At 65.4% G+C, this 22,063-nt stretch carries 19 protein-coding genes, 5 pseudogenes and 2 riboswitches; of the genes and pseudogenes, 8 read left to right on the top strand and 16 right to left on the bottom strand.

Features of this window, described 5'->3' with window-relative positions; translation table 11 throughout:
- Positions 1 to 54: 54 nt before the first annotated feature.
- From C4900_RS17430 to C4900_RS14205, 3 genes and pseudogenes are all read right to left on the bottom strand, one after another.
- Positions 55 to 408, bottom strand: a pseudogene (locus C4900_RS17430) (hypothetical protein); the annotation flags it as partial.
- The gene (locus C4900_RS14200; RefSeq protein WP_065968659.1) at positions 315 to 1,220 is read right to left on the bottom strand and encodes an NAD-dependent epimerase/dehydratase family protein; all 906 of its coding nucleotides are present in this window, start codon (positions 1,218 to 1,220) and stop codon (positions 315 to 317) included. The gene C4900_RS14200 and the pseudogene C4900_RS17430, both read right to left, overlap by 94 nt.
- Positions 1,210 to 3,147 carry a transglycosylase SLT domain-containing protein gene (locus C4900_RS14205; RefSeq protein WP_065968660.1) on the bottom strand — a complete coding sequence of 646 codons (1,938 nt, stop codon included), beginning with the start codon at positions 3,145 to 3,147 and terminating at the stop codon, positions 1,210 to 1,212. Before C4900_RS14205 ends, C4900_RS14200 begins: the two co-directional genes overlap by 11 nt.
- A gap of 68 nt (positions 3,148 to 3,215) precedes the next feature.
- On the opposite strand from C4900_RS14205, the gene C4900_RS14210 reads away from it, so the two are divergent.
- Positions 3,216 to 4,583, top strand: a complete 1,368-nt coding sequence (locus C4900_RS14210; protein WP_065968661.1) for an NAD-dependent succinate-semialdehyde dehydrogenase — start codon at positions 3,216 to 3,218, stop codon at positions 4,581 to 4,583.
- Positions 4,584 to 4,627: 44 nt separating this feature from the next.
- Here the strand turns inward: C4900_RS14210 and C4900_RS14215 are convergent, their stop codons facing one another.
- Together C4900_RS14215 and C4900_RS14220 are read right to left on the bottom strand one after the other, a co-directional pair.
- The gene (locus C4900_RS14215) at positions 4,628 to 5,206 is read right to left on the bottom strand and encodes an outer membrane beta-barrel protein (protein ID WP_170132548.1); all 579 of its coding nucleotides are present in this window, start codon (positions 5,204 to 5,206) and stop codon (positions 4,628 to 4,630) included.
- A gap of 180 nt (positions 5,207 to 5,386) precedes the next feature.
- A complete protein-coding gene (locus tag C4900_RS14220; RefSeq protein ID WP_065968663.1) occupies positions 5,387 to 6,583 on the bottom strand; it encodes a class I SAM-dependent rRNA methyltransferase in 1,197 nt (398 codons plus the stop codon).
- Between the two features lie 70 nt (positions 6,584 to 6,653).
- Between C4900_RS14220 and C4900_RS14225 the strand changes: the two are divergent.
- From C4900_RS14225 to C4900_RS16095, 3 genes and pseudogenes are all read left to right on the top strand, one after another.
- Positions 6,654 to 8,719, top strand: a pseudogene (locus tag C4900_RS14225) (thioredoxin domain-containing protein).
- Positions 8,720 to 8,754: 35 nt separating this feature from the next.
- Positions 8,755 to 9,147: a rhodanese-like domain-containing protein gene (locus tag C4900_RS14230; RefSeq protein ID WP_083995570.1), complete on the top strand. Its 393-nt coding sequence runs from the start codon at positions 8,755 to 8,757 to the stop codon at positions 9,145 to 9,147.
- 27 nt (positions 9,148 to 9,174) lie between these two features.
- Positions 9,175 to 9,327, top strand: coding sequence for a hypothetical protein (locus tag C4900_RS16095; RefSeq protein ID WP_170132549.1), 153 nt, complete (start codon positions 9,175 to 9,177; stop codon positions 9,325 to 9,327).
- Positions 9,328 to 9,380: 53 nt separating this feature from the next.
- On the opposite strand, the gene C4900_RS14235 is transcribed toward C4900_RS16095, so the two are convergent.
- The 7 genes from C4900_RS14235 to gcvT form a co-directional block, all read right to left on the bottom strand.
- Positions 9,381 to 10,334, bottom strand: coding sequence for a hypothetical protein (locus C4900_RS14235; protein ID WP_065968666.1), 954 nt, complete (start codon positions 10,332 to 10,334; stop codon positions 9,381 to 9,383).
- A gap of 6 nt (positions 10,335 to 10,340) precedes the next feature.
- Positions 10,341 to 11,282 (bottom strand): carbohydrate kinase family protein, encoded by a 942-nt coding sequence (locus tag C4900_RS14240; RefSeq protein ID WP_065968676.1) that lies wholly within the window; start codon positions 11,280 to 11,282, stop codon positions 10,341 to 10,343.
- Between the two features lie 145 nt (positions 11,283 to 11,427).
- Positions 11,428 to 12,888 (bottom strand): aminomethyl-transferring glycine dehydrogenase subunit GcvPB, encoded by a 1,461-nt coding sequence (gene gcvPB / locus C4900_RS14245; protein ID WP_411675236.1) that lies wholly within the window; start codon positions 12,886 to 12,888, stop codon positions 11,428 to 11,430.
- Between the two features lie 7 nt (positions 12,889 to 12,895).
- On the bottom strand, positions 12,896 to 13,393 hold the full coding sequence (gene tpx / locus C4900_RS14250; protein ID WP_065968667.1) for a thiol peroxidase: 498 nt from the start codon (positions 13,391 to 13,393) through the stop codon (positions 12,896 to 12,898).
- Positions 13,394 to 13,395: 2 nt separating this feature from the next.
- Positions 13,396 to 14,796, bottom strand: a complete 1,401-nt coding sequence (gene gcvPA / locus C4900_RS14255) for an aminomethyl-transferring glycine dehydrogenase subunit GcvPA (protein WP_065968668.1) — start codon at positions 14,794 to 14,796, stop codon at positions 13,396 to 13,398.
- A gap of 3 nt (positions 14,797 to 14,799) precedes the next feature.
- The gene (gene gcvH / locus C4900_RS14260) at positions 14,800 to 15,189 is read right to left on the bottom strand and encodes a glycine cleavage system protein GcvH (RefSeq protein ID WP_065968669.1); all 390 of its coding nucleotides are present in this window, start codon (positions 15,187 to 15,189) and stop codon (positions 14,800 to 14,802) included.
- An 11-nt stretch (positions 15,190 to 15,200) separates the two neighbouring features.
- The gene (gene gcvT, locus C4900_RS14265) at positions 15,201 to 16,295 is read right to left on the bottom strand and encodes a glycine cleavage system aminomethyltransferase GcvT (protein WP_114283306.1); all 1,095 of its coding nucleotides are present in this window, start codon (positions 16,293 to 16,295) and stop codon (positions 15,201 to 15,203) included.
- Positions 16,296 to 16,354: 59 nt separating this feature from the next.
- Positions 16,355 to 16,434: riboswitch (glycine riboswitch) on the bottom strand.
- Positions 16,435 to 16,527: riboswitch (glycine riboswitch) on the bottom strand.
- Between the two features lie 198 nt (positions 16,528 to 16,725).
- On the opposite strand from gcvT, the gene C4900_RS14270 reads away from it, so the two are divergent.
- The 4 genes and pseudogenes from C4900_RS14270 to C4900_RS14285 all read left to right on the top strand — a co-directional run bounded on the left by C4900_RS14270 (position 16,726) and on the right by C4900_RS14285 (position 18,426).
- Positions 16,726 to 17,535 (top strand): phosphate/phosphite/phosphonate ABC transporter substrate-binding protein, encoded by an 810-nt coding sequence (locus tag C4900_RS14270; protein ID WP_114283307.1) that lies wholly within the window; start codon positions 16,726 to 16,728, stop codon positions 17,533 to 17,535.
- A gap of 6 nt (positions 17,536 to 17,541) precedes the next feature.
- Positions 17,542 to 17,752: pseudogene (locus C4900_RS17435) on the top strand (type II toxin-antitoxin system RelE/ParE family toxin).
- A pseudogene (locus C4900_RS14280) lies at positions 17,752 to 18,043 on the top strand (HigA family addiction module antitoxin). Before C4900_RS17435 ends, C4900_RS14280 begins: the two co-directional pseudogenes overlap by 1 nt.
- 173 nt (positions 18,044 to 18,216) lie before the next feature.
- Positions 18,217 to 18,426, top strand: a complete 210-nt coding sequence (locus C4900_RS14285) for a DUF4926 domain-containing protein (RefSeq protein WP_065969404.1) — start codon at positions 18,217 to 18,219, stop codon at positions 18,424 to 18,426.
- 403 nt (positions 18,427 to 18,829) lie between these two features.
- On the opposite strand, the gene C4900_RS14290 is transcribed toward C4900_RS14285, so the two are convergent.
- The 4 genes and pseudogenes from C4900_RS14290 to C4900_RS14305 all read right to left on the bottom strand — a co-directional run bounded on the left by C4900_RS14290 (position 18,830) and on the right by C4900_RS14305 (position 21,952).
- Positions 18,830 to 19,030, bottom strand: a complete 201-nt coding sequence (locus tag C4900_RS14290) for a hypothetical protein (protein ID WP_141689215.1) — start codon at positions 19,028 to 19,030, stop codon at positions 18,830 to 18,832.
- 224 nt (positions 19,031 to 19,254) lie between these two features.
- Positions 19,255 to 19,983: pseudogene (locus C4900_RS14295) on the bottom strand (sigma 54-interacting transcriptional regulator); the annotation flags it as partial.
- 65 nt (positions 19,984 to 20,048) lie between these two features.
- A protein-coding gene (locus tag C4900_RS14300; RefSeq protein ID WP_114282476.1) for an IS3 family transposase occupies positions 20,049 to 21,175 on the bottom strand; the annotation gives its coding sequence in 2 pieces (ribosomal slippage) (positions 20,049 to 20,914 and positions 20,914 to 21,175; 1,128 coding nt in all).
- A gap of 45 nt (positions 21,176 to 21,220) precedes the next feature.
- A complete protein-coding gene (locus tag C4900_RS14305) occupies positions 21,221 to 21,952 on the bottom strand; it encodes a VpsR-related response regulator (protein ID WP_114283310.1) in 732 nt (243 codons plus the stop codon).
- Positions 21,953 to 22,063 lie beyond the last annotated feature (111 nt).

Genomic DNA, 22,063 nt, shown 5'->3' on the forward strand with positions numbered 1-22,063 from the left:
GCCCTTTAGGTATTTGCCGTTCATGGCATTGATGGCGAGTCGCGCCTGACCTTCATCGGCGACCGCGACAAAGGCGTACCCGCGGTCCCCGCTGGGGGACGCCAGGCATACGAATACGATATGCCCGAGCCCCTCGAATATGAGCTCGAGATCGGCCTCGGTGACCGTCCGGGACAAATTCCCGATGTAAAGATTCATACAGGCAACCCCCTCGTAAGGCCGCACGCCATTCATGCATTGATTAGACGTTAGCAGACACGAGGAGTCGGCAATACGCCCCGTTCGTCCTTCCGTCCTGCGGCCGGCGCCGTGCGTCAGCAGGGTCCGGGGATGAGGTCCTTCAGTGCCGCACGGAAGGGCCTGGGGGTCACACCGAGATCGGGTAACCCGGGGGCTTCGGCTCGACATACCGAGCCTGCGCGCAGGGTGCGCCATTGATCGACGGAAAACGGGGCCCCCGGCCAATGGCCAAGGACGCGCGCCAATAGAAGGCTCGTACCGGCCGAAAGGCCGCGCGGACGGGCCCGATCGCAACGCTCGGCAATGGCTGCCACGGCCTCCAAAAGCGTCATGGCCTCGGGGCCGCAAAAACCATAGTCGCGGCCGGCAGCGGCCGTGCGCGCCAAGGCCGCGGCGATCCCCGAGGCGACATCATCGACATGCACGGGGGCCATGGGGCTGTCGGCGAGCGGTACCGGAAGTCCCAGCGGCGCCCAGCGCAGGAGCCGTTGGAAACGACCCACGAAATGATCGCCCGCCCCGTAAATGACGCTCGGCCGCACGACGATGGCGGCCGGAGCCAGGGCCCGCAGCCGCTGCTCGCCACGCGCCTTGCTGCGTAGATAGCGGCTATCGGAGGCGACATCGGCGCCGGCGGCGCTCACCTGCACGAGCCGCAGCCCGCAGCCCGCACGCGCCACGCGCGCCGGCAGCTCCTCGTGCACCCGCACGAAATCCCCCGGGCTCCGTTCGTCCAGGATGCCGACCAGGTTGACGAGCGCCGCGGCGCCGGCCACGACTTGCCGCAGGAGGCGCTCGTCATGGACATCGCCTTCCCATAACTCCAGGCGCGGAAGGACCGCGAGATCGCGGTGACGATCGGGGCGACGCGTCACGAGCCGTAGCCGATAGCCGCGGTGATGCAGGTCGCGAACCAGCGCGCGTCCCACGAAACCGCAGCCCCCGAGGATGGCGACGAGCGCGTCCGGCCTAACCCCCATTGGCGGCCAACTCGACGGCCGGAGTAATGGGCTTCATGCGGGTCAACAGGGCGTCCTGGCGACCCTTCAACAGGTAGTCATAGATCGCGGTAAACGCCAGGACATTCTTGACATAGCCTCGCGTCTGGCGATAAGGGATGGTCTCTATCCAGATATCGGCAGGTAGGGGTGTACGTACCGGGAGCCAGGAAATGGCCGCCGTCGGCCCGGCATTGTAGGCGGCGGTGGCCACCGGTTCCTGACCACGCGCGCGCAGCAGGACATCCGCCAGGTAATGCGTCCCCACATCCACATTGGTGGCGACATCGAGCAGGTCGCGATCGCCGGTGATCGGCAGATGGATCTCGCCGGCGGTGAGGAATCCGGTCAGCGGCATGAGCTGCATAAGCCCGAGCGCGCCGGCGTCGGAGCGGGCATCGAAAATGAACGCGCTCTCCTGGCGGATGATGCCGTATACCCACGCCGCGTCGATCTTGTTGCGTCCGGCATCGGCCTCTATGAGGGAACGGTAGAGTAAGGGAAACCGGATGCCGAGCGCATGCTTGGCCTGAGTGCCGGCGACCGTCAGGATCGCACAATCGCGCCAGCCCCACCGCGAGGCAAGCAGGCCCGCGGCCTCGATCTGATCCTCGGAAAGCCCCTGCAGTGCCTGAAACCACTGCGCGCGGGCCTCACGGTGCTGGTGCAAGCGGAACAGCTCGTGGGCCATGCGGATGCCCGGCAGGCGATCGACAGCCCGCAAGAGCCCCGCGGGCTCGGTCAGGGGGACATTCGGGATGTGGTAGGGTCGTCCGAGCCGGTCGGCGGCGAGAAATCCGTAGTAGCCAAAGCGCCCCGCGAGCTTCGCGAATATCGCCTGGGCGGCGCGTGCATGGCCGCTCGCGGCCAGTGCCCGCGCCCGCCAGTACTGCCACTCCTGCCGATGCTGCATGGCAGAGGGCATGGCGTCGATGAACATCAGCACATCGCCCCACGCACGTTCGCGTAACGCGGCGCGCACCCGCCAGCGGACAAGCCGGCCATCGTGCGTGCGCGGGACCGCGGCTGACAGCCACGGCAAGGCCTCGGGCAAGTGGTCTTTGGCGGCTATCAGCCCGAGACCGCGCAAGACATAATTATTGTCTTCGCCGGGTAGCGGCTGGCGCGCACGCAACTGCTGCCAGAGCGACATGGCGAGCGTCGGACTGCGCCAACCAAGCGCCACCACCGCCGCGCGCACCATGTGACGAGCGAGCTTTAGGGTGAGCGGATATTCGATGTGCGCCAATGCGTGCGCGGGGTGCGCGGTAAGCACCAGCCACCGATGAACCCATAGAGCGTGGGTTGGCGACAACGCCGGGCGCAAGCGCTTGACGAGGGTCACGTTGCCGGCCTGCATGGCAAGCTTGGTGCGCGCCCACAATAGCGATTGGCTCGCGCCGCCCGCGCGCAGCCAGTGCGCGGTCAATCCCTGGCAGCTGCGCGGCAACGATTGCCCGGTCAGCCACAGCGCGCGCACCGCTGACGCCACGTCCTGCCCGGCGCGCGCACGCGCGGCCAAGTCGTAGCAATGCAGGCTGACATCGGTATCGAGACTCGGTTCGTAGGCCGCAAGAAAGCGCTTGTCATCATGCCGGTGGGCCAGGAACTTGAGCCAGGCGCGGCGCAGCTTGGCGGTCACGGGCAGCTGCGGATAGCGTGCGAGGAACGCCGCCACGGCCCGTGCCCGGTCGTGGCGCATCCGGTCCATGAGATAATGGTAACGCAGGTAAGGACGAGCGATGTAGCCGTTTAACTCGTGATAGAGATGCCGAAACTCGCCATAACGCGCCTCGTTCAGGGCCGTGAGCGCCTGGCGATAACGCAGCCTGTCGAGCGCCAACGGGGTATTCGCGTAGGCCACGCTCGAAAACGCCAAGGCGAGAACGAAGGTTTGGGCAAGGCGCACGGGCCTGACTGCAGTAACGAGATGGAATTACTATACTAGAGCCAGTAAACAGTGCAAGGGACGGCGCCATGTCATTCGATAGCATCAACCCGGCGACCGACGAAAGGGTCGCAAGCTTTCCCGAAACCCGCCCAGACGAGATAGAGGCGGCGCTTGCGCGCGCCACACAGGCCGCGGGCGCATGGCGTGTGCAGAGTGCGCGCGAGCGCGGCGCACTCCTGCACAAGGTGGGTACCATCCTGCGTGGGGGGCGTGACCGCTACGCCGACATCATCACCCTCGAAGTCGGCAAGCCCGTGACCGAGGCGCGGGCCGAGATCGAGAAGTGCGCATGGGCCTGCGACTACTACGCCGAACACGGCGAACGCCTGCTCGGTGACGAACCGGCCGGCATCGCGGAAGCGGATACCCGGGTGGCATTCCTGCCGCTCGGCGTCATACTGGCCATCATGCCGTGGAACTTTCCGTTCTGGCAGGTGTTCCGGTTCGCCACCGCGGCACTCATCGCCGGCAACGCGGCGCTGCTGAAACATGCTGCGAACGTCCCGCAATGTGCCCTGGCGATCGCCGGGGTCTTCCACGAGGCCGGGGCCCCCGAGGGTCTTTTCCAGACACTATTGGTGCGCGCGCCGGCGGTGGCGAGGCTGATCGACGATGCGCGTATCCATGCCGTCACCCTGACAGGCAGCGAGGCCGCGGGACGCGCGGTGGCCGCGGCCGCCGGACGCGCCCTGAAAAAGACCGTGCTCGAGCTCGGTGGATCGGATGCCTTCATCGTCCTGGCCGATGCCGATCTCGACCGTGCCGCCGAGGCCGCGGTCGCGTCCCGCTACCAAAACGCCGGGCAAAGCTGCATAGCCGCGAAGCGCCTGATCCTGGTGGAGTCCGTGGCCGAACCCTTTCTCGAACGCCTGACGCGACGCGTCAAGGACCTGAAGGTGGGCGACCCGCGCGACCCGGATGTAGTCATGGGTCCACTGGCGCGGCGTGATCTGCGCCAGGCCCTCCACGAGCAGGTGAGCGACGCCCTGAGCCGCGGGGCCACGGCACGCCTCGGCTGTCAGATCCCCGACGGACCCGGCAACTACTACCCACCGTCGATCCTCGACCATGTGCGGGCGGGCATGCGCGCCTATGGCGAGGAACTCTTCGGCCCGGTGGCAACCATCCTGCGTGCCCGCGACAGCGAGCATGCGCTGGCACTCGCCAACGACAATCGCTATGGCCTCGGGGCCAGTCTATGGACCGGCGATGCGCGGCGCGGGGCGGCCCTGGCGCGACGCCTGGAGTCGGGATCAAGCTTCGTGAACACCGTGGTGAAGAGCGACCCCAGGCTGCCCTTCGGAGGGGTGAAGGCCTCGGGCTACGGACGCGAACTGGGGCTCTATGGGGTGCGCGAGTTCACCAACATCAAGACCCTGTGGGTGGCGCCCTAGGTGCGGCGCGCGGGCCCGGCATCCCGGACCCGCGCCGTCGGCCGCTAGAAGCGAAACAGCAGGCTGCCGCTGTAGAACTGCGTATCGTTATGGGGGATGAGAAATTGCTGCCATTGTCCTCGCAGGGCCAGATGGCGCGCGAGGTTGATCTGTACGCCGGCGCCGTAATCAGGATGCGTGCCGTCATAGGTCAAGGTCGTGGAGACCGGGGTGACCGTGCGCGTGCGGAATCGCGAACCGCCGCCTTCGATAAAGAGTGAGAAGACCGGCGTGAACGGAAAACTGAGCAGCCCGTTGACGTCATAACCGCGATTGCGGATCTTCTCGGAACCCACGGGCGTGCCGATGCTGTCCGTGCCTAAGTTCTGGTAGCCGCCCTGGATCGCAAAAAAACGGTTGAACGCATAGCCGATGAAGGCCTTCCAGGCAGGCTGGGTGCGCTTGAAATTGACAAACGGCCCCGGGATGCTGGAACTCAGATTGCGATTGCGTGCCCCGCCGCCGCCGGCGCCGATATAGAGGCCTGATTGCGGTGCGCCCCAGTAATGGGCCGAAGCGACCACTGGCGCGAGCGTAAACGCCGCCATAATCCCTGTCTTGACGAGTGCTCCTTTCCTTATCATTGCGTGTCCTCCGTTTCTGACCTCGCACGGTTGGACAAGAAAATTTCCTGCCCGTTTTCCCGGTGCACGCATTCTAAGGGGGCCACCGATGGCGCGTATCCGCCTAAAGAAACGGCTCGGCTCGCGAAATTCCGCGCACCGCGTCGCGACAAGGGCCGGCGGCTGCGGCGACAACCGGCATTAGAGGACCGACAAGGAGCGCGCGACAAAGGCCTTCAGATAGGCGGTCTCTGGGATCGCCGGATGGATCGGATGGTCGGGGCCCTGCCCGCCTTCGTCTGCGAATTGGATTGCGCGTCGCAGGCGCGTAGCGGCCTGCGCCACGACCCGCGCCAGAGTGTGGCGCTCGAGGTGATAGGAACACGAGGCCGACAGCAACACACCCTCTGCGCCAAGGACCGCGAGCGCTGCCTCATTGAGCCTTTGGTAGGCGCCAAGCCCGGCCTCGTAATCCTTGCGGCGCTTGATGAGGGCGGGTGGATCCACGACCACCACATCGAAACGCTCGCCGGCGGCACGCAGCTCGCGCAAGACCTCGAAGACATCCCCGTGGACGGTGGCGATCTGCGCGGCCACGCCATTATCGGCGGCATTGCCGCGCGCATAGGATAGCGCCCGGTCGGAGGCATCCACGAGCGTCGCATGATCGGCGCCGTGGGCGGCGGCCTGGATCCCGAAACCGCCGACATAACTGAAGAGATCCAGGACCCGGGCGTGCGCCACATAGGGCAAGAGCCGCGTCCGGTTTGGGCGCTGGTCGTAAAACCATCCGGTCTTCTGGCCCACCCCCAAGGCCACACGAAACCGGCAGTCGCCCTCGACGACCGTGACCTCGGCCGGCGGCTCACCGAGCGCCGCCTCGACATAGGAAGGCAGACCCTCGAGCGCGCGGCTTGCGGTATCGTTGCGCACGAGGATGCTGGTCGGGCGGACCACCTGATCCAGGGCCTCGATCACATCCGTCTTCAGGCGCTCCATGCCGGCGGTCGTGAACTGGGCGACCAGCGCATCGCCGTAACGGTCGACGACGAGGCCCGGCAATCCATCGGCCTCGCCGAAGGCCAACCGATAAAAGGGGGCGGTGTAGAGGCGCTCGCGCCAGGCGAGCGCCTCTTGCAATCGCGCCACGAGGAGATCACGGCCGATCACGGCGTGCGGATTTGCGCTCACGATACGCACGCTTATGAGCGATCGCGGATTCACATAACCCACACCCAGACAGCGGCCATGCGCGCTCTCAATCTGCACGGCATCGCCCGGTGTGAATGCCGTAAGGGGTGTGGTATCGCAATCGATCTCATTGCTGAAAACCCACAGATGGCCGGCGCGCAGGCGCCGGTCCTCGCGCGGCCGCAATCGAATGACAGGGAGAGACATGGCGCCATTATACCAAGAACGGCGCGCCTCCCGGGACAAGCGGCGTACAATGAGGCTTTTGGGACACGTCATGGATACGAACCATCTCAGCAACCGGCTCGGCGGCGAGACAAGCCCCTATCTGAAACAACATGCCGATAACCCAGTGGCATGGCAGCCCTGGGACGAAGCCGCCCTGCACGAGGCGCGCAAGGCCGATAAGCCGATCCTGTTGTCCGTGGGATATTCGGCGTGCCACTGGTGTCATGTCATGGCGCATGAGTCATTCGAAGACGAGGCGGTCGCGGCAGTCATGAACCGCCTGTTCGTGTGCATCAAGGTCGACCGTGAGGAGCGCCCGGACTTAGACCGGGTCTACCAGGCAGCGCACAACCTGCTCGCGCGCCGCGCCGGGGGGTGGCCGCTCACCATGTTTCTGGCCCCCGACGATCTGACGCCGTTTTTCGGGGGGACCTACTTCCCCAAAGAGGCACGCTTCGGGCTGCCGGCATTTCCCGACCTGCTCGTCCATGTGGAGCGCTACTTTCGCGAGCACCGCGCGGAACTGAGCGCCCAGGGACCGCGCCTGCGCGAGGTCCTGGCCGCTGGCGATGCGATCCCGGCGGCACCGGCCACGCCGGCGGATGAATCCCCGGCGGAGCGTGCCCTGGCAGAACTCAAAGGGCAATACGACACGGTCGACGGCGGATTCGGGGGCGCCCCAAAATTTCCGCATCCCGGCGGCGTACGCCGGCTGCTATTGGCGTACGCCCGCCACGCGGATCAGGAGGCGCTGTCCATGATGCGCGCGAGCCTGCATGCGATGGCCGACCGCGGGCTCTATGACCACCTGGAGGGGGGCTTTTTCCGCTATAGCGTCGATGCCCAATGGTCCATCCCGCACTTCGAGAAGATGCTCTACGACAACGCACAGCTCATCCCGCTCTATGCCGAGGCCTTCGCGGCCACGGGCGATAGCCGTTTCCGGGACGCCGCGATAGCGGCCGGGGACTGGGTACTGCGTGACATGGAGGCCCCGCAAGGCGGCTACTACGCCACCCTCGACGCCGACAGTGGCGGCGAGGAGGGGGCCTTTTATCTGTGGCAGCGATCCGAGTTCGAGGAATCGCTCGATGCCGACGAGAAGGCGGTGGCGATCCCGTATTATGGCCTGGACAAGGCACCGAACTTCGAAGGGCGCGCCTATCATCTCAGGATCGCAACCCCCCTGGAGGAGGTCGCGGCGTGCGCGGGCCTGTCGCTGGAGGAGGCGGCGCGGCGTCTCGCGCGCGCACGCGACAAGCTCATAGCGGTGCGTGCAAGGCGCGTGCGCCCAGGCCGCGACGACAAGATCCTGACCGCCTGGAATGGCCTTATGATCAAGGGTCTGGCGCGCGCCGGACGACTCCTTCGCGTGCCGCGGTTCGTGGACTCGGCGCAGCATGCCTGTGATCGCATGCGCGCCGATCTTTGGGACGGCGCGCGCCTGTCTGCGGTCACCAAGGATGGCCGCACGAGCCCCTACGGTTATCTGGACGACTACGCCTTCCTGCTTGATGGGGTGCTCGAACTCCTGGCGACACGCTGGCGCCGCGATGACCTGGTCTTCGCCCAGGCCCTGGCCAAGCGGCTGCTCGCCGATTTCGCGGATTACGAGCATGGCGGGTTCTACTTCACCGCCGGCGACCACGAGACCCCCTCTACCGGCCCAAATCCTTCTCCGACGATGCCCTGCCCTCGGGCAATGCCGTGGCCGCCTCGGCGCTTTACCGTCTTGCCCACCTGCTGGCCGACCCGACACTCGAGACCCCGGCGCGAAAGGCCATCGATGCCGGGCTCACAGCGCAGGGCCGCTACCTGTCCATGCACGCCGCGCTGATCGAGGCCTGGGAAGACGCCACCGACCCGCCGGCGATCATCGTTCTGCGCGGGGCGCAAGGCCCGCTCGCCCGCTGGCATGAACGCGCGCAGGCCGGCTTTGCGGTACGCCGCGCGGTCTACGCCATCCCCGACGACGCCCAGGATCTGCCGCCCGGGCTCGCGGCACGCGCGCCCGCGGGCGCGGTGGTCGCCTATGCCTGTCACGGTCTGCGCTGCGAGGCGCCGGTGACAGACGAGGCCGACTTCGAGGCCGTGCTCGCGCAGACTATGCAGTAATGACCACAACCCCATTTATGGAGGACGAGCCCGTCATGCCCATGACCATCGGCGACTTCGTCGCCCGTGCCCGCAGCCGCATCCATGAGATCCCCGCCGAGGAACTCGACAATCTCCTCGAGGACAACGAGGCCATACTCGTGATCGACGTGCGCGAACCCGCGGAGTTCGCATCCGGACATATCCCCGGGGCGATCCTGATCCCGCGCGGGACGCTCGAGGGGGCCGCCGACCCTACGAGCCCGCATCGCGTCGAGCCCCTGTGCTCGGCCCAGGAGCGGCTGGTAGTGGTGTATTGCGAATCGGGGGCGCGCAGCGCGCTCGCCACCGACACCCTCCAGCAGATGGGCTTTGGCGATGTCCGTAATCTCGCCGGCGGCTGTGTCTTGTGGGAGGCGGAGGGCCTGCCGCTCGTGACAGACGACTGAGGGCCTCGGGACACGCCAGCGCGCACGATGGCAGGAGAAGTGATCGCCCTCATGGGCGATAGTGCCACTCCTGGCCGGCCGTATGGCTGGTATGCATGGCTGGCATTGCCGGCCGCATGGCTGGCATTGCCGGCCGCATGGCTGGCATTGCCGGCCGCATGGCCGGTCACCACCCCCTGAACCGCAGCGCTTACAGGCGGGGCGCTACGGCGCGTCTTGGCTAGCGGGAAACCTCAGCCCTCCTGCGCGGCCGGCCGTTCGGCCACCGGCTGGGGGCCTGGCCCCTTCTGCCGGCCGAACCAGTGCACGAAGGCGCCGCGCGTGGGGGCAAGATGGCTCTTCACGAGACTGCGACGGTCTTCCATGGTCTGCTCCTGGAAATTGCCCACATGGCGTGTCAGGGCCTCCTGGGAGCGCTCCATGAGCCCGATATAGGCCTCGGTATCCAAAGGCAGCTCGAGTTCCCGGCGAATGGCGACATTGGCGCGCACCACGAGCGCCCCGAAGGCAATACCGGCGTGGGCGGCGTCGCGCAACAATTGGGCCTCGTTTGCGAGCAGCGTCTCACGCAGTTCCCGCAAGCGCTCGACGGCATCTTCTATGGCGGCCTGGGCCTCGGCCAGGATCTGGTTCTGCACGTTCCAAAAGGCCGACTCAGTGGCCTGCGCACGGTCCATTTCGCGCATGCGCGCCAGCGCCTCGTCGCGCCGTCCCCCGGCGGCCTCGATCAAGAGCTCCTCGGCCCTGATCTCCTCCTTCACACGCTTCACCGGGAGCTGCTCGACTCCCAGGTCGGCGACGCTGCGCACGAAGAACTCGTTGGCCTCGACAATGGCCTGCACGGTGGCAAGCGAGCCTACGATATGCACCTTGTTGAGGTCGCCCCCTATGCCGCGAATCAGCGCCTCGTGCTGGTCGGCGGCGAGATCATCGCGCGCGAACGCCGCGAGATACTCCTGGGCATGGGCCAGGGCCTCGGCCGACTTCAAATAGACCTCGCGGCGCAGCGCCATGTCGCGCTCACGGTCGCGCATCAGGGCATCATGACGCAGGCGTTCGGTATTGCGCTCCGACTCGCTGCGGTTTTGCATATAAAGCCCGCTCAGGGTGATGGTCGAGCCGGTCGTTATAGCGTAGAAGATCGCCGGCACGGACTTCAGCAAGGCAAATACGGATCCCAACAACATGGAAGGCTACCCTCCGTTCAGGCGGTACCCGAAGACATCCGCGAAACGCGCGCGAAAGGTCTCGGGGTCGACCGCGTGGTTCTGTGTCCCGGCGTGCGCGATCTTCAGGGCGCCCAGGAGCGCGGCGACGCGCCCGGTGGTCTCCCAATCAAAACCCTGCCCGAGTCCGAACAGTAGGCCGGCGCGATAGGCGTCGCCGCAGCCGGTGGGGTCAGAGATGCGCTCGGCGCGTACCGCCGGGATGTGATGGATGCGGCCGGAGGCGCGGATCTCCGAACCCTCGGCACCTTTCGTGACGATGAAGGCTCGCACCCGGTCGGCGAGGGCTGCGACATCGAGCCCGGTGCGCACGGCCAGCAGCCCCGCCTCGTAGTCGTTCACACACACATAGTCCGCCTGATCGATGAAGGACAGGAGCTCGGGGCCGTCGAACATCGGCAGGCCCTGACCCGGATCGAAGATAAACGGAATGCCGGCCTCGGCGAACTGCCGGGCATGATCGATCATGCCCTGACGTCCGTCGGGCGACACGATCCCAAGCGTCACGCCAGCGGCATCGGCCACGCGGTTGCGATGCGACTCGGCCATGGCGCCAGGGTGAAAGGCCGTGATCTGGTTGTCGTCCAGATCGGTGGTGATGAAGGCCTGGGCGGTGTAGGTCCCCGGCACCTCGACCACATGCGTGCGTGCGATGCCATGACGGTCCATCCATTGGGCGTAGGGCAGAAAGTCCTCGCCCACGGTCCCCATGGGAAGCGCCCGGCCGCCGATCGCATTCAGATTATAGGCGATGTTGCCAGCGCAACCGCCGAACTCGCGGCGCATGCTCGGTACCATGAATGACACGTTCAGGATGTGGAGCCGGTCGGGGAGGATGTGCCGCCCGAACTTGTCCGGAAAGACCATGATCGTGTCGAACGCGAAAGATCCGCAAATAAGTGCTGTCATGTTACCCAAAATCCTCATGATCGAGTCGCCTGTTCAACAACGGACGACTCGATGGCGCAGAGCATAGCGGTCATCGAGCGTCCCTCAAATCGTTGTCGGCCCGAGTGGGAGAAACACCCGATGGATGGCCCGGGAGCGAGCGACCTCAAGCGCTGGCCGGATGAGCCTTCCACACCAGATCAAGCGCACGTGCCGCGCGCACCTCATCGACCCGGCGCACCGGCAGCGTGTGGGGCGCGGCCTTCAAGAGCTCGGGCGTGGTCTCGGCCTCGGCGAGGATCTCGGCCATGGCCGCCACGAAGCCATCGATCTCATCGCGGCTCTCGGTCTCGGTCGGCTCGATCAGTAGGCACTCCGGGACCATCAAGGGAAAATAGATGGTCGGCGCGTGATAACCCTTGTCGAGCAACCGCTTGGCGACATCGAGCGCGGTGACGCCGGTCCTCTCCTTTAAGCCCTTCAACGTCAAAAGAAACTCATGGGCTGCGCGCCGGCCAGGATAGGCGGGCTCGAAGCCCAGCCGGCTCAGGCGCTCGAGGAGATAGTTGGCGTTCAACGCCGCATAGTGCGCGATGCGCGCCATGCCCTCGCGACCCACGAGGCGCGCGTAGACGTAGGCCCGCAAGAGCACGCCGACATTGCCGGCAAAGGTCGACAGTCGCCCGATCGACTGCGGCCGGGTCTTTTCTGTGATCCAGTAATACCGCCCCCCGCTCTCGCCGACCATCGGCACCGGCAGAAACGGCAGCAGACGCTCGCCCACCCCGACCGGGCCCGCGCCGGGGCCGCCCCCGCCGTGCGGGGTCGCGAAGGTCTTGTGGAGGTTCAGATGAACGACATCAAAACCCATGTCACCCGGCTTGACCTGGCCCAGGATGGCGTTCAGGTTGGCCCCGTCGTAATACAAAAGCCCGCCGGCGGCATGCACACGTTGCGCGATGTCCTCGATATGCCGATCAAATACCCCCAGGGTCGAGGGATTGGTGAGCATGAGGCCCGCGGTCCGTGGTCCGATGGCGGCATTGAGCGCGACGAGATCGATGTCGCCATCGGCGCGCACATCGATCTCGCGTACGCGATAGCCGCACATGGCCGCGGTGGCCGGATTCGTGCCATGAGCGGCCTTGGGGATCAGGATCTCGTCACGCGCAAGGTCATTGCGGGCCGCATGGTAGGCGCGAATCATGGCAACCCCGGCGAACTCCCCCTGGGCCCCGGCCATCGGCGTAAGAGAGACCGCGCGCATGCCGGTCACATCCTTCAACATCTCCTGCAATTCGAAGAGGCAGGCCAAGACACCCTGCCCCGTCGATTCCGGCGCCAGCGGATGGCGGTTCGCGAACCCCGGGAGCTGGGCTGCGACATGCGCGGCCCGGGGGTTGTACTTCATGGTGCACGAACCAAGTGGATAAAAATGCGTATCGATGGCGAAATTCCGCTGGCTCAAGCGCGTGTAATGACGCACCACTTGAAGCTCCGAGACCTGCGGCAAGGCCAGCGGCGCGCGCCGCAGGAGCGTAGACGGAATGTCAGCCGGCGGTGCCAGCGGACGCGGCATCTGCGGTGCGTTGACGCGCCCTGGGGCACCGCGCTCGAAGATCAGCACGCGCGGATCACTTGGCGGCGGCGATGGCCGCCGCATAGTCCGGCTCCTGACCGATCTCGGAGACGAGCTCCGTGTGCAGGACTTTGTTCTCGGCATCGAGCACGACCACCGCACGCGCGGTGATGCCGGCGAGCGGCCCGTCCTGGATCAGCACCCCATAGTCGCGCGCAAAATGACGATCGCGCATCATCGACAGGGGGACTACATGCGTCGCCTCCGCCGAGCAGAAGCGGGCCTGCGCGAACGGCAAGTCGGACGATACCACCAGTACGACGGTGTTCTGGTCCTTGGCGGCGTATTCATCGAAACGCCGCGTGCTGACCGCGCACACCGGCGTATCGAGGCTCGGAACGATGCTGATGATCTTTTTCTTGCCCTTGAAGTCCTGAAGTCCGACATCGGCGAGCGAGCCGTTGACGAGTTTGAAATCCGGGGCCTTGGCGCCGACCTTGGGGAGATCGCCGGAGGTCGTGCACGGTGTGCCTTTGAGAGTGATTTTGGCCATTTCTAGGGGCTCCTTGGGTTGTCATCCTTGTAAGCGCACGGCGGATCGAGCCGGCGCCTGGTCACGATACGCTCGAGGTGGTGCGCGTAATGCGCGATGTCGGTCTCGGTCTTGGTTTCCGTGGCGCATACGAGCAGGCTGTCTGCAAACGCCGGGTAGAACTCGCCCAGCGCGCAGCCGCCGAGGATACCTTGCGCCTCGAGCGCACGCAGGACCTCGGGCACCGGCACCGGAAGCCTCAAGACCACTTCGTGAAAAAACGGCGTATCGGGGAACGCCGCGCGCACGCCCGGTATGGCCTCGAGACGCGCGCGCAACATCGCGGTGTTGGCGTGCGCGGCCGCCGCGACACGCCTTAGGCCCTCGGGCCCCAGCAACGCCATGTGGACCGTGGCGGCGGTAACCAACAGGCCTTGATTGGTGCAGATATTGGAGGTCGCGCGGGAGCGGCGTATGTGCTGCTCACGCGCCTGCAGGGTGAGGGTATAGGCCTCGTGGCCGGCCGCATCCACCGTGCGCCCGACGATACGCCCCGGCATCTGTCGCACATGCTCGCGGCGGCACGCCATGAAACCGAAATAGGGGCCACCCGAAGACAAGGGGGCGCCGAGCGGCTGGCCCTCGCCGACCGCGATGTCACAACCCGGCCCCCATTCGCCCGGGGGCACGATAAGTGCGCAGGCGATGGGGTTTACAAGCCCGATGGCAAGCACCCCGGCGGCGCGCGCGGCCGCCACCATGGCATGCACATCCTCCAGGCATCCCAGGAAATTCGGTTGGGGAATGACGAGCCCGGCGGCGCCTGCGAGGCGCGACGCAAGCCCCCCGACATCGGTAGTCCCGGCACCATCCATGGGCACGAGGTCGAGCGTGATCGCCTGGGCCGAGACGATGGTTTGCACAACCTGGCGATACAGGGGGTGCACGGTCTCGGGAATCAGCACGCGCCGGGACCGGCCATGCAAGCGCACGGCCATGAGCACGGCCTCGGCCAACGCCGAGGCGCCGTCGTAGAGGCTGGCATTGGCGACATCGAGACCGACGAGGCTTGCGATCATCGTCTGGAACTCGTAGAGGAGCTGGAGCGTGCCCTGGCTGGCCTCGGCCTGATAGGGCGTGTAGGCGGTATAAAACTCGCCGCGACCGGCTATCTCCCAGACCGCCGCGGGGATATGGTGTTCATAAGCCCCGGCGCCCACGAACGTCAGGAACTCGCCATCGGCGGCGGCGCGCTCACGCATGAGCCGGCCGATCTCGTGCTCGGTCAAGGCCTCGGGCACATGCGTAAGCGGCCCCGAACGCAGGCGCGCGGGGATCTCGTCGAACAGATCATCGAGGGACCGGGCGCCCGTGGCCTCGAGCATGGCGGCGGTCTCGGCCGCGGTATGGGGAATGAACGGCATGATCTAGGCTTCGGATGCGAGCAAGGTCTCGTAGGCGGAGGCGTCGAGCAGGGCGCGCACGGCGCCGGGATCGGCAGGCTTGATCTTAAAGAGCCAGCCGTTTCCATAAGGATCGGCGTTGAGTGTCTCCGGGGCATCGGCAAGCGCCTCGTTTATCGCCGTCACCTCGCCCGCCACCGGTGCGTACACGTCCGAGGCAGCCTTGACGGATTCGACCACCGCGCATTCCTTGCCGGTATCCACCCGCGTCCCGGGCTTGGGTAGCTCCACGAACACCATGTCACCCATGAGATCCTGGGCGTGGTCGGTAATGCCAACGACCAGCACCATGCCGTCTTCACGCACCCACTCGTGGCTCTTGGTGTAATGCAGATCCGCTGGTACCTTGCTCATCTCTCCTCCCCTCAAAGATCGATCAGTGCGCGCCCCTGGCGCACGAACGGCGGCGCGACCAGGCGCGCATCCAGGACCTGTCCGGAGCGGCCGATAAGTTCGCAGTCGTCCCCGTCCGCCGCCGCCGCCGGCACGCGAACGAGACCGATACCGCGCGCAAGCGACGGCGAAAAGCTGCCGCTCGTCACCGTGCCCCGGCCCCACGGGCCCTGGAGGCCCTGGCCGTCGCGCACAACCCCGGGGCCACGCAGCACAAGCCCCGTGAGTCTACGCGCAACGCCTTGCACGCGCTGCTGCAAAAGGGCGGAACGTCCGATGAACTCGCGCTCGGCTGCGAGACTCACGGTCCATGCGAGACCCGACTCCAGCGGCGATACCGTGGCGTCCATATCATGCCCGTACAGGTTCATACCGGCCTCGAGGCGCAGGGTATCGCGCGCCCCCAGGCCGGCCGGCACGACCCCGTGATCGGTAAACCGCCGCCACAGCCCGGCCGCTTCGCGCGCGTCGATGAGGATCTCGAATCCGGCCTCTCCCGTATAGCCGGTGCGCGCCAGGAAGGTGTCGCCGACGAACGCCCCGTGGAAGGGCTTCAGGCGCGCGAGCGCCGCGTAGGCCTCGCCCCCCAGGACCTGCGAGGCCGCATGGTCGGCGCGCGGCCCCTGCACGGCGATCATGGCCAGATCCGGGCGCGGCATGATGTCGACCGCAAAGCGCCCGGCATGTGCGCGCAGCCACGCGATGTCGCGATCGGCAGGTCCGGCGTTGACGACCAACCGAAACCAGTCAGGCGCCAGGAAATAGGTGATGAGGTCATCGAGGACGCCGCCCTGCTCATTGAGCAGGCAGCCGTAAAGCGCCTTTCCCGGGGTACCGAGCTTGTCGACATCATTGGCGAGCATGTAGCGAAGATAGGCGCGGGCATCGACGCCACGGACCTCCACGGCGCGCATGTGCGAGACGTCGAAGATACCGGCCTGCCGGCGCACGGCGTGGTGCTCGGCGATCTGCGATCCATAGTGGAGGGGCATGTCCCAACCTCCGAAATCCACCATGCGGGCGCCGGCATGGACATGCTCTTCATAAAGCGGGGTACGGTGACCCATGAGAGATCTCGCGTTCGATTCACACGAACTCGCGCCATTCAGGCGGCGAGCCTATCCACAGTCACCCCTCTGTCCCACGACCTGAGAGCTTGTGCCCCTTCGGTGGACTGTCGCGCAGTCTCTCTCCAGAGTCGACGGTAGTAGCCTCGCGGTCCTTTTGCCGGTACGTTTCCGGGCGGTTGCGTCGTCGGCGCCCGGCCCCCGGGGGGCGGGCCTCTCCCGCAAGCTGTCTGTCGCGAACCGACTATATCAGTCCGCCCGCGCGAACGCCAAGCCGGCACGGTCCGGCGCATGCGCGCCACCCCTTGCAAGCCCAGGCCCGCGGTCTAATCTTACAGGACTCTCAATAACAAGAAGTGCCCACGCCAGGGCCTATTCGGGGACTGCTGACGGTGCGGACACTCCGTCGCGGATACATGAGGAGATCACTATGTTGCGCACCTTGGCGATTATCTTGAGTCTTTTTTGCGCCCCTGCCTACGCCGCAAACCGGCCCACGCATTATGTCATGATCGCCCCGCCCCGCCAGGGGCTCGCCCAGGCGGACGCCGTCTACGGCAAGATCGCGGACTTTCTCGCGCACGCCACAGGGGCGCCAATCACGTTCCATTACACCAGCAACTGGCTCACATACATGGCCGAGGTACACAATAATACCGCCGCCATCTACTTTGATGGCCCGGCCCTCATAGGGTGGCGCATCGCCCACTGGCACGACGATGCGCTCGCGGCGTTGAGCGGCAAACTCAATTTCGTGCTCGTTACCAAAAAGGGTGGGCGCCCAGTGCGCAAGGTCCAGGACCTGATCGGGCGCTCGGTGTGTGCGTTCTCGCCGCCCAATTTGGCGACCTTGACGCTCGACAGCTGGTTTACGAACCCCGCACGCCAACCCTACATCGTCGTCATTCACAGCTTCGGGGCCGCGGCGCGCAACATCGTCGAGGGCAACTGCATGGCGGCCCTCGAGCCGCTCCCGGTCTTCAAGCGCCAGGAGGCGCACTTCCCGGGCAAACTCCAGATCGCCTACAAGGTGCCGGGACTGCCCAACCAGGCCTTCTCGGTGAGCGCCAAGGTCCCGCCGGCCTTGCGCCACAAGATCGTGACGGCGCTTTTGAGTCCCGCCGGTCGGCTCGCCACCAAGCCTCTGCGCGATATGTTCGGGCATAAGGAACTCGTGCCCATACACAACGCGACGTATCTGCCCTACCGCAAGCTGCTCCACGTCATGGTCGGTTTCTAGGGAAGTGTGGCGGGAAACCCGTCGCAGCACGCCAAGCGGCTACGCATGCTCCTCGCCGCCCTGGATACCGCGCATACGCTCCAGGATATGGATGTCCCCGGATTCCGCCTGCATCCTCTGCAGGTCGCTGGTCGGTATGGGTCAATGGAAATCGGCGCCTGACGTTGGCATTTGAAAGGGTCACGCCTACGTCGTGGACTATGAGGACTATCACTGATAGCTATGCACAATCCTCCACATCCAGGGGAATTTCTCACCGCGGTCTATCTGGAGCCCAACGGGCTCAGTGCCCGGGAACTCGCAGTCACGCTCGATGCCTCGGCCTCGACCTTGCGTCGCATCCTGAAGGGGCAGAGTGGCATAAGTCCGGACATGGCCCTGCGTCTTTCCAAGGCGCTCGGACGCTCCCCGGAGAGCTGGCTTGCTGCAGTCCCAATATGGCCTCTGGCAAGCCAAGCAGCGTGTCAAATTGAGCCGGGTCGACAGGGTCCGGCTGACTACGGTGTGATGCACCCGCTCATCCTGCGCTTGGCCACGCCGTTTTAGACGCCGGCGCCGCGGCAAGCACATGCCTATCAGGCTGTGCGCGACGCGGTTACCAGTCAGCCAGTCGTGGTTCACCAAATGGCGAAGCGTTATACTTGACTTAAGTCTTATTGCGCTCGCGAGGTCTCTAGTCCGCTGAGAACGCTCGATGTGGTCGCTTTAGTGAAGGATTTCCCCAAGGAAGGATTGCAACGCGGGCAGGTCGGCACCATTGTGGAGACGCTTTCTCCGGCCGTCTTTCTGGTGGAGTTCGCGGATATGCAAGGGGAGGCTTATGCGTTCCTGACGGTGACAGAGGCGGATTTGCTGGTGCTCCACCATCAGCCGGCCCTCAAGGTGGCGTAACGAGAGGCGTACCCAAAGGCCCCGGGTAAGTCTGTCCCATACTTGCGCTTCGGGCCCCTATGAGATTTCCGCCAGCCTGTCGCGCGTGTCGGGATAACTCTCCACCAGGCGAATCAAGACGGCGGCTTGGGCGTTGAGGTGCGCGCGCAGCCCTGTCCCCAGTTCCGGGGTCCGTTCATTGGTGCGCAGGGCCCGGGCGAACACCACGCCCTCGGGCAGACTACCGAATGATCAACCCTCTAAGTTTACCGGCCGGCCCGCCCCGCTTGGCCTTTGATCGCCCATGGACGCTGCGCGATCCTTTGGTTGTGGGACGCGGAACCAACACGGGCCAGCGCTACGCGCTCGCCGAACCCCTTTATTTGAGCGGGCGCCTATCCTATCTGCGGACTGCAACCCAGGGTTACTGGCCGGAAACGCCGACGATCCCGGTCGACCGCGCCGCGCGCGCCCCAACCCTTCCGCCATCTTTGCCGTTGTCGGCACCCCACGAGGCCCTCTGGGTCATGGGCCGGTATTGCTCGATACCCATCCCGACAGGCTTTTCAGCGCCCGACGCAGTCTTGATGTCCGTTATGGCGGCCGCCTGGGTCTCGCAGGGCATAATCCCGCCGGAAGACATGCCGGCGCCACCTGCGGCGGCCATGGGTATCGACGCCCGGCTCGTGGACTGGCAGGCCCGCGAGGGTTTGGGCGTCCATCGACCTCGGCACAACGGGCCATGGCGTTCTATGAGAGGAGATGGGCCACACCCGCGGGAGCACTCACGCGGGGGTACGGATTCATCACAATGCCCCTAGCCCCACCCGCGGGCAGCCATGGGCGGCTTCAGTTCCGCGGTAGACGATGGGGAATCTGATATTTGTCGAGCAGGCGATAGAGCGTCACGCGCGAAATCCCGAGCGATCGCGCCGCGCGCGACAGATTTCCCGCGCTTCTGTCGACGGCCTCGCAGATGGCCTCGCGCTCGGCCCGTTCACGCGCCTCGGCCAAGGTCTCCTCGACCGGAATGTCGCGGTGGGGCCCGACATGTTCGAGACCGAGGTCTTCGGGCCCGATGAGTTGGCGCTCGCACATCACCATCGCGCGCCGGACCCGATTTATGAGTTCGCGCACGTTGCCGGGCCAATGGTGCCGGCTCAGGGCCGCGAAGGCATCGCGGCTAAAGCCGCGCACCTGCGGGTTTCTCTCCGCGGCAAACATGTCGAACCAGTGGCGGGCGAGCAGCACCACATCGCCGTCGCGACTGCGCAGTGGCGGCACATCCAGATTCAGCACGTTCAAGCGATAATAGAGGTCTTCGCGAAACCGCTTCTCGCCCACCGCCTTTTCCATATCGACATGCGTGGCAGCGATGACGCGGATATCGGCGCGCAGGGTCTCGGTGCCCCCCACGCGCTCATAGGTCCCGCCCTGCAAGACCCGTAAAAGGTTCACCTGGAGATCGAGCGACAGGTCGCCGATCTCGTCTAAAAAAAGCGTACCACCCTCGGCCGCCTCGATACGCCCGATCTTGCGCTGATGCGCACCCGTGAACGCGCCCTTTTCGTGGCCGAAGTGAGATGGACCCCAACCCCTGGACAGAATCTCCCGATCCTTAGGTGGATTATCTGCCGGGTTGGTCAAGCGGCTAGATCCCAGGACGCTGTGGTGTAAGCCTCCCACGGTGTCCGTCGATCCAGTGCTTGATGAGGCCTCTCATGATTATAGAAATGGAAGTATTTTGCAAGAGAGGCCCGTGCTTCAGGTATCGATGCATAGGCCTTGAGATACACCTCCTCATACTTGACAGAGCGCCACAACCGCTCGACGAACACGTTGTCACGCCAGCAGCCTTTGCCGTCCATGCTGATGTCGATCGTGTGGGCCTTCAGGACGTCTGTGAAGGCCTCGGAGGTGAATTGCGCCCCTTGGTCGGTGTTGAAGATCTGCGGGGCCCCATAGAGCTCCAGGGCCTCCTCCAGGGCCTCGACACAGGAGTCGGCCTCCAGGGTGGTGGCCAGCCGCCAGGAGAGCACCGCACGCGTGGCCCAGTCCATGATGGCGACGAGATAGCAAAAGCCCCGGGCCATGGGGATGTAGGTCACGTCCGCACACCAGACCTGGTTGGGCCGGGTGATGGTCATGCCTCGCAAAAGATAGGGATAAATGCGATGACCCGGACCCGGGGCGCTGGTCTTGCGCCTGGGGTACAGGGTCTTGATCCCCATGACCTGCATGAGCCGCTGGATGCGCTTGCGGTTTACGAACACGCCGTCGCGCTCGAGCCGGTCCCGCAGGCGCCGCGAGCCCAGGAAGGGATGCTGGAGGTGGAGGGCATCGAGCCGCTTCATGAGCGCCAGATCGTCCTCGGAGACCACAGGTCTCCCCTGGTAATACACGCTCGAGCGGGGCACGCCAAGCCACGCGCATTGGCGTGCGATCGGCACCACCGGATTCTCGCGCTCGACCCGTTGGAGTCTCTCAGCCGTGGTCATTTGCCGAGCACTCGTGCGAAAAAATCGTTCTGGACCGTAAGCTCTCCAATCTTGGCCAGCAAGGCCTCGCGATCGCTGGTGGGTGTCGTCCCCGTGGGCTTGCCGAAAATGCTCGCCGCCTGGTCGATCAACTGCCGGCGCCACTGGGTCACCTGGTTCGGATGGACCTGGTGTTTGGCTGCGATCTCATGGATAGTCTTTTCCCCGGCCAGGGCCTCAAGGGCCACCTTGGCCTTGAACTGCGGGGCGTGATTGCGTCGTGTCTTGCTCATAGGATTTCTGCTCCTTGTTGCGTTACTGTAAGGGCAGATAATCACCTAAGCTAGTGTCCAAGAATTGGGGTCCATCTCTAAGAGCTCCGATTGAATCAACTTGTCGGGCAGCGCCCCGCAATTGACTGCCACGAACGGGCGCGTGCTACGCGCCGAATGGGCGTGGACCGCCAGCGCGCAGAGCTCCTTGCCGGTGCCGGTCTCACCCTGAATCAAAACCGGCGCGTCCGATTGGCTGATCTTGGCGATCCGCTGAACGGTCGCCTTCATCGCCTGACTCGCGCCTATGACGTTCTTTTCAACGCGGTTTTCCGAAAGACCGTTGGCGCGGTTACGGCTTAAGCGCGCCATCCCCAGGGCGTGACCGAGACTATGCAAAAGCCGTGGCACATCCACTGGCACCACATGGAAGTCGAGACAGCACTCACTGATGAGATGATTGGCGACCGCGCTTTTTAGGAACGCGAGGTCGAGGATCGCGATCCACCGAAAGCGATTGTGGCCATAGCCGAGCAGGGCTTCGGCATCAGCGACCGCCTTTTCGCTGGTGTCCTGAAGACACACGATGCCGACGCCGGCACCCAGACGGTCCATATGGGAACGCGCCGCCCCCCACGCCCCGACACGCGTCAGGGTCCACCCTTGGCTTGTGATGTCGGATTCGCGGAACGGCAGGGTCTTGGCGGCGCAATAGACGAGCAGCGTGCGGGGTTCGGCCCCCGGCCCGACACGAAACCCGAACTGTTCGGTATCGGTATTGTGCTTCGCTTCTGGCATCTTGTCTCCTTCCTCCCTTCCCAAACCGGGACTGGGCCCGTCCGAATCGCCACGACACGGTCACACGCAAGCCCGCGGCGCCCCCGGGCGCCCCTTTGGGTATCCGGCCCT

Source organism: Acidiferrobacter thiooxydans, assembly GCF_003333315.1.
GTDB classification, from domain to species: Bacteria; Pseudomonadota; Gammaproteobacteria; order Acidiferrobacterales; family Acidiferrobacteraceae; genus Acidiferrobacter; species Acidiferrobacter thiooxydans.